This window comes from Thiomonas sp. 13-64-67, assembly GCF_002282795.1.
GTDB classification, from domain to species: domain Bacteria; phylum Pseudomonadota; class Gammaproteobacteria; order Burkholderiales; family Burkholderiaceae_C; genus Thiomonas; species Thiomonas arsenitoxydans.
The window spans coordinates 1-5,985 of the sequence record NZ_NCKP01000084.1 but is presented as its reverse complement, the minus strand read 5'-3'; the positions used below and the strand labels follow the sequence as shown (position 1 = coordinate 5,985).

Genomic DNA, 5,985 nt, shown 5'->3' with positions numbered 1-5,985 from the left:
ACCGCCATGCGCCTGATGGCCTCGAGCGTTTTGTGGTCCAAAGTCCGTCCATCTCGCTTCATATCCATGAGATGCACTGACCCTCCATGAGTTCCCCTTTTTGTCGACTTATTTATCGACTAGTGAGTAATGTGAAGCCGTGACTTTGAAGCCGCCGCCCCAAGGAGGCCGCCGTGTCTGAACAGAACGCCGTCGTTCCTCATGCGCCTTGTGCACGGCCGCCCTCGCCGTCAAGGCGGCGTCTATTGCGGCTGACCCTAGCGTGGCCTGCCGCGACCCTGCCGCTGTTTTGGCAGTCCCCTGCGGCTGAGGCGGCGAATTCCAGCGCGGAATGGTCGGCCGACCCCGAGGCGGCCCGGGCGGCCAAGCTGTTCAAGGCGATCGGCTCGGCGTATTGGATTCAGGAGGGCGCCGGGCCGCGCATCGTTTACATCTTTTTCGATCCGAATTGCCCGTTTTCGCACAAGCTCTACCTGGCCACACAGGCGGAGGTCGGCAAAGGCGGATTGCAGTTGCGTTGGATTCCGGTGGGGCAACTCGAAGCCAGCAGCCCGGGCAAGGCTGCAGCCATTCTCGCCGCGCCCGATCCGCTCAAAGCTTTCCACAAAAACGAGGACGACTGGAACTTCGGCGACAGCCCGGCAGGCGGCATCCGCCCCCTGGCCCACCCCAGCGGCCGGGTGCTGCACCAGCTTCAGACCAACGCCGCGCTCATGCGTCAGGCCAATTTGCACACCTTTCCGGTGATGCTCTATCGCACCGCCAACGGCCGCGCCCACCTGATCGTCGGCCTGCTGCCGGAAGATGCCATCGCATCCGTGTTGCGCAGCGCAGCCTGAGGCAGTGGCGGTCTACTTCACGCTCGCGAGGATGTCCCTGAGCTGCTGCGCATCAGGCGGGCCGACGACGAGCATGGCGTCGCCCTGTTTGTCGCGATAAAGCATGGTCGGCACGCCCGGCGATTTGGTGGCTTCGAGCAAGGCGTTGTTGGCGTTGAGCATGGCGCTTGTGGCGGGCAGGACCTTGCTGGCCGGGGCGATGCCGCCGCCCTGCCCTGTGGGCCCTTTGCCGTAGGTGTTCTCGTTTTCGTGAAACGCTTTGAGACGGTCTGGCGCCTGAAGAATGGCGGCGCCTTTGGTCACGCTGGTGGGGGTGAGCACGGCCACGGGCACCCAGCGAATCTCCAGTCCGTCCTTGCCCACTTTCGGGCGCAGGTTGGTGTAGAGCTCGTGGCAGTAGGGGCAGTTGGCGTCGAAAAAGATGTAGATCACGCGCGGCCCACGGCCTTCGGTGATGATCGTGGCCTTGCCCATCTCGCCGAGCACTTTGACGGCGTCGGGGTTCTGGGTCTGCTGGGCGCTGGCAAAAGGCGCCAGACCCATGACGCAGGTCGCGACGACGGCGGCAAAGGCGGTGCGCAACGCAGCGCGGCGGTTGAGAGTCATGGGCAGTCTCCTCGTCTTGTGGGATATTTGTCGGCGCAGTATGCCGCAAACACAGCGCGCGCGCAGAAGACCTGAGGCCGAGCTCCAACGCTTACTTGGCCGACGCCATCTCCGCTTTGAGCCGGGCCAGATCGGCGTCCACCCCGGTGGAGGTGCGCAGCTTATCGAGCGCTTTCTCGGTGCTGTCGCGCTGGTCCAGCGGATCGCTGAGGATGCCGGCTTCGGTCATGCCTTCAAGGGCTTCGGCCTTGGCCTGCATCTGGAACGTCTTGTCCTGCGCGCGGCGCATGGCGTCACCGGCATCGGCCAGTCCCGTGCCCAGACCGGTGAGCGACTCGGACACGCCGACCTCGGCGCTGGCGGCCGCCATCTGGGTTTTCATCACCTCTTTCTGCGTGCGGAACTGTTCGATGCGGTCCTGCAGTTTGCTCTCGTAGGCGGTGAGCTTCTCGGCCTGCACGGCCACGCTGTCGTGCGCCTGTTGCAGCGAATCGATCTTTTGCTGCGCGGCCTGCTTTTCGCCCAAGGCGGCGCGCGCCAGGTCTTCGCGCTGCGCCTGCAGCGCCATGCGGGCGTCGGCTTCGGCCTTGTCGGCATCGTGCTTGGCAGCGGTCATCTGGTTTTCCAGCGAGATGCGTTCGGTGATCACATCGGCCAGGTGCCGCTTGGTGTCCTGCAGCGTGGTGATCATTTTTTCGTAAGACAGATCCAGCGTCTGCGCTGGGTCGTCGGCGTGGTTGAGAAAGGTGTTGACGCGGGCTTCGAGAATTTCGGCGGCGTGTTTGAACAGAGTCATGAGAGTTCTCCTTCAGGTCAAAGATGGTTCAGTCGTTCACTGGAATGACGAGTTGCGGGTTGAGCGCATCCACCAGCGCGTCGGCCTGCTCCATCGCCTTCACCGCGGTGCCCACGGCGAAGAACTCGATGACATGCGGCTGCCAGTTGTGCGAGCCTTCGTGCAACTGCACGCCGGTGATGCCGTCGGCCTGCGCGGCGGCGGCTTCGTGCTGCATGCGCTCCATCGCCAGTTCGCGGGCGTCGTACATGGCCTGGGTGAACTGCGCCAGCTCCACGTTGTTGCCCAGATTGCCGAGCGAGCGCAGCGCACCCTGGTGGGCGACGTGATAGACGCACGAGCCCATGACCATTTCCATCGGCCGGTAGCCCGACTTGAGCAGCATCCAGAAATCCTGCCCTGACAAGTCGGAGGTGAAGGGCTTGCCGCCCACGCCTTTGAAACCGGGGTCGGCGGTGCGGTGGGCAATGGCGGTGCCGATGGCCATGAACTCCAGAATGTCCTTGTCCCATTCCATGCGCTTGACCTCCAGCCGCAGGCCGACCACGCCGTCGGCGCGCAGCAGAATGGCCTCTTGCTCCATGCGGCTCATGGCGAGTTCGCGCGCCTGATACATGGCTTGCGACAACACGTCCATTTCCATGCTGGTGGACCACTGGCCGTACTGAATGCCGAGGTGATAGACGCAGGAGCCGACCACTAGGCCCAGCGGCTCGAACCCGGCCTGGCGCACCATGACGAATTCATTCACCGACAGGTCGGAGGTGAAGATGCCCTCATGGCTACCCTGGGCGCGCAGGCCCTTGAGCCGCTCCACCGCGTGGGGCGCGAGATGCTCGGCGGCGGAAGCTGCGGGAGTTTCGGTCTGAGGCAATGCGGTTCTATCGTTCATGATGGTTTCCTAGGGTTGGGAGCGAGGGGCTTCAAGCTGACGGTCCGCCAGGCTGAATGTGGGGCAGACGCGGGAGCGCAGCGGACGATTGGGCTCGTAGGCCACGGCGGTGCCGATGGCGATATAGCGGCACTGAAAGCGCGGCGGCTCGCCGCCATCGCCCTCTTCGCGCGTGAGTTCGCTGTATTCGGTATGCGCCAGTACCGAGGCGTTCAGCCTTTGGCCGTCGCTGCGCAGATGTTCAATGGCGCTCAGACGCACATGCTGCTGAAAGGCCGAGAGTTCGCTCAGTTCAGCATTGCTCCACAGTGCACCGGCCTGATACGCCGTCTGCGCCGAAGCGCCGAAGGGCGCGCTGTTCATCATCCCGAACCCCGCGCCGTAGGCCGAAGCACGCGGCAGATACCAGTCGAAATGCGCGCCGATGGCAATGCCCACGGGCACCGCCCCATCATCGAGCAATCGCACGAAGTGCAGGGCCGACACCGTGGCCACCGCCGGGTCGGTGGAGGGCGGCAGACCGCGAATGCGCACCGCGGTGCCGGTGAGCGCGAAATCCACATCGTTCGGCCCCTGCCCGGCATGCGCCTGCAAGGTCACGTCGACCACTGCGTTGGCGCCCAGCAGCGCGGCCTCCAGCCGCAGGCGGTCAAGGGCGTGATGCCAGCCGTCGTAGTGCCCGTCCGACCAGGAGTAGTCGAAGTGGTACCAGCAATTGCCGTTGACCATGCCGAGCGGCTCGATGCCGTGAATGCGCTGCGCCAGCATTTCCGCCGGGGTGGCGGTACTCACCCAAGGCAGCTCGCGCCGCGCCGTGGCGGCCAGGCGGGCCTTGACGAATTCGGGCAGGTCATTGCCGGGCAGCGCCTCGGCCCAAGCCTGCTGCCGCGCCAGTTCATCGGCACTGAGTGCACGCGGTGCGGCCAGGGTGTGGGCGGACGCGGTGAGCCCGTCCACCGCATGGCGCGCGTCCTGCGCGACGCTCTCGGCGCGCTGCTTCAAAGTGTTCCAGAGTGACATGCCGTGCTCCTAGTGCATCAGAAAATCATGCAGCGACTGGCTGGCGCGCTGCAGTTCGCCAGACTGCGAAAACAGCGCCGCCAGCAGGCTCTGCATCCACCCGGCCAGACTCAGTTCGTCGCGTTTGAGGATGACCCCGCCCACCACCCGGGCGCGCTGGGTGTGCACCCCGGAAGGATGGCGTTCAAGCAGGTAATGAAACTCCTCGGTGCGCACGGTGATGCTCTGCACATGGCTGGTCTTGGCGAACAGGCCGTCGCGCTTGCGCACCACATCCACCTGGCCCGGCAGATCGCCTTCGAGGCGCACAGCCAGACCCTCGACAAAGGCCTGGATGTCGGCGCTGGAGCGGCGGATCCAGGCGGCTTGCAGATCGATCTGGTTGGCGTCGTCCGCGCCGGGATCGGTGGGATTCAGAGTGTCGTTCATGGGTGGGTCATGGGTGGGGAGCGTGGTGAGGGAACATCGAGGCCAGCCGCGGCGCGCGGGTGCCGCGCAAAATCACCGGAACCACCGGCATGTCGGCCCGCACCGCCGCCTCGAACGGGCCGAGGTGAAAGCCGAGCAGGCCGGGGTCGCGGCGCAGCTTGCCGCTGGAGGTCTTGCGCACGGTGTGCAGCGGGGCCAGCACCCCCTGGTCGGGCGCGCCGAACATCACCACACGGTCTTTGTGCACCCCGGCCAACTCGCCCACGGCGAGTTCGACTTGGCGCGGATAAATATTGCGCCCGCCGCGAATGATGAGGTTTTTCACCCGGCTGGTGATGTAGGTCTCGACCTCGACGCGGTAGGCCCGGTCGCCGCTGTCGAGCCAGCCGTCGCGCGGCAGCGTTTGCGTCGGTTCGAGCTCCACCGTTGCCGCGTGTGCCCCGGCGCTGCTCGGCGGCCCCTGGTCATTCTCACTGCTCGCAGATTCCATGTCCGGCTCCTGCTAACCCGCGTTCGCCCTGCTGGCGCTGCGGGTTTCGCTTCACGCTCAATCATGGGCGATGAATGTTGGATCGGCAGGGTCCAGAAAAGTGCGGAGCCTTAAGACTCGCCAAAGTGAAGCCAGGAATGGCGCCTGAGAGCGCCCCCAGATCTGCCGCGTTCGCGTCAGGCCTCCCGAGGGGGATGAGCAACCTCAGGGCCCGATCGACTGCAGCCACGCCCGCAAGGCGGCCTGATCGCGCGGGGCGCCCATCGCGAGTTGTGCTAGTCCGTTGCGGTCGCGATAGACCGCCAGCGGCACGCTTTCATACACCCCGGCCTGTTTGAGCACGCCGACATTGGCCGCGAGGATGCGGCCGGTGGCTGCCGTGATTTGCCCCGCGCCCGGAAGCGCCGGTGCAGGGCGGTTGGGGTCGAGCCCATGTTCTTCGGTCGCGCGAAACGCCTGCAGCCGGTCTTTGGCCTGCAGGATGGCGGCCGCCTTGGCCGCGCTGCTCGGCGCAAGAATGGCCACGGGCACCCAATCGACCTGCAAACCGTCTTTGCCAACGTAGGGGCGCAGCGCGCTGTAAAGCTGTCGGCAATAGGGGCAATTGGGGTCGAAGAACACGGTGAGCACGCGCGGGCCCTCCCCTTCACGAATGCGCGTGGTCTTGTGCAACTGCGCGAGCACCTGCGCCGCGGCCCGGATGTCGGGCGCAACCCGGGCCTGCACCGCGGGCGAAGCCGCCTGCTGCTGGGCCTGAACGGGCAGAGTGCCCAGACAAAAGGCGGCACCGCCGAGGCAAAGAAGTCGAGAACAAAAACGTGATCGGACCATGGCATCGCCTTTCGCAACTCAGGAAGTCATCCTGATCAGCCACTCACTTTGCGATACGCGGCCAGCAAGGCGCTGTGGTTGA

8 protein-coding genes are annotated in these 5,985 nt (G+C 65.3%); 1 reads left to right on the top strand and 7 read right to left on the bottom strand.

The features are described from left to right. Window positions 1–173: 173 nt before the first annotated feature. Window positions 174–839 carry a thioredoxin fold domain-containing protein gene (locus B7X30_RS14340; protein WP_286731476.1) on the top strand — a complete coding sequence of 222 codons (666 nt, stop codon included), beginning with the start codon at window positions 174–176 and terminating at the stop codon, window positions 837–839. A 12-nt stretch (window positions 840–851) separates the two neighbouring features. Here B7X30_RS14340 and B7X30_RS14335 read toward each other — a convergent pair whose 3' ends face one another. The 7 genes from B7X30_RS14335 to B7X30_RS14305 all read right to left on the bottom strand — a co-directional run bounded on the left by B7X30_RS14335 (window position 852) and on the right by B7X30_RS14305 (window position 5,903). Then, window positions 852–1,445, bottom strand: coding sequence for a thioredoxin fold domain-containing protein (locus B7X30_RS14335; RefSeq protein ID WP_286731474.1), 594 nt, complete (start codon window positions 1,443–1,445; stop codon window positions 852–854). Window positions 1,446–1,536: 91 nt separating this feature from the next. Further along, window positions 1,537–2,241, bottom strand: coding sequence for a PspA/IM30 family protein (locus B7X30_RS14330; protein ID WP_286731472.1), 705 nt, complete (start codon window positions 2,239–2,241; stop codon window positions 1,537–1,539). A 28-nt stretch (window positions 2,242–2,269) separates the two neighbouring features. Beyond that, window positions 2,270–3,133 (bottom strand): heavy metal-binding domain-containing protein, encoded by an 864-nt coding sequence (locus tag B7X30_RS14325; RefSeq protein WP_286731470.1) that lies wholly within the window; start codon window positions 3,131–3,133, stop codon window positions 2,270–2,272. A 9-nt stretch (window positions 3,134–3,142) separates the two neighbouring features. Then, window positions 3,143–4,153 carry a YbjQ family protein gene (locus tag B7X30_RS14320; RefSeq protein WP_286731467.1) on the bottom strand — a complete coding sequence of 337 codons (1,011 nt, stop codon included), beginning with the start codon at window positions 4,151–4,153 and terminating at the stop codon, window positions 3,143–3,145. A gap of 9 nt (window positions 4,154–4,162) precedes the next feature. Beyond that, window positions 4,163–4,582: a hypothetical protein gene (locus B7X30_RS14315; protein WP_286731465.1), complete on the bottom strand. Its 420-nt coding sequence runs from the start codon at window positions 4,580–4,582 to the stop codon at window positions 4,163–4,165. Between the two features lie 7 nt (window positions 4,583–4,589). Continuing rightward, window positions 4,590–5,072: a hypothetical protein gene (locus B7X30_RS14310; protein WP_286731462.1), complete on the bottom strand. Its 483-nt coding sequence runs from the start codon at window positions 5,070–5,072 to the stop codon at window positions 4,590–4,592. 204 nt (window positions 5,073–5,276) lie between these two features. Then, entirely contained in the window at window positions 5,277–5,903 is a 627-nt protein-coding gene (locus B7X30_RS14305; RefSeq protein ID WP_286731458.1) for a thioredoxin fold domain-containing protein, read from the bottom strand. Window positions 5,904–5,985 lie beyond the last annotated feature (82 nt).

What these genes read in the sequence shown, in the direction of transcription:
- B7X30_RS14305 (WP_286731458.1), bottom strand. Translation starts at nt 5,903, where the DNA reads ATGGTCCGATCACGTTTTTGTTCTCGACTTCTTTGCCTCGGCGGTGCC.
- B7X30_RS14310 (WP_286731462.1), bottom strand. Translation starts at nt 5,072, where the DNA reads ATGGAATCTGCGAGCAGTGAGAATGACCAGGGGCCGCCGAGCAGCGCC.
- B7X30_RS14335 (WP_286731474.1), bottom strand. Translation starts at nt 1,445, where the DNA reads ATGACTCTCAACCGCCGCGCTGCGTTGCGCACCGCCTTTGCCGCCGTC.
- B7X30_RS14325 (WP_286731470.1), bottom strand. Translation starts at nt 3,133, where the DNA reads ATGAACGATAGAACCGCATTGCCTCAGACCGAAACTCCCGCAGCTTCC.
- B7X30_RS14330 (WP_286731472.1), bottom strand. Translation starts at nt 2,241, where the DNA reads ATGACTCTGTTCAAACACGCCGCCGAAATTCTCGAAGCCCGCGTCAAC.
- B7X30_RS14320 (WP_286731467.1), bottom strand. Translation starts at nt 4,153, where the DNA reads ATGTCACTCTGGAACACTTTGAAGCAGCGCGCCGAGAGCGTCGCGCAG.
- B7X30_RS14315 (WP_286731465.1), bottom strand. Translation starts at nt 4,582, where the DNA reads ATGAACGACACTCTGAATCCCACCGATCCCGGCGCGGACGACGCCAAC.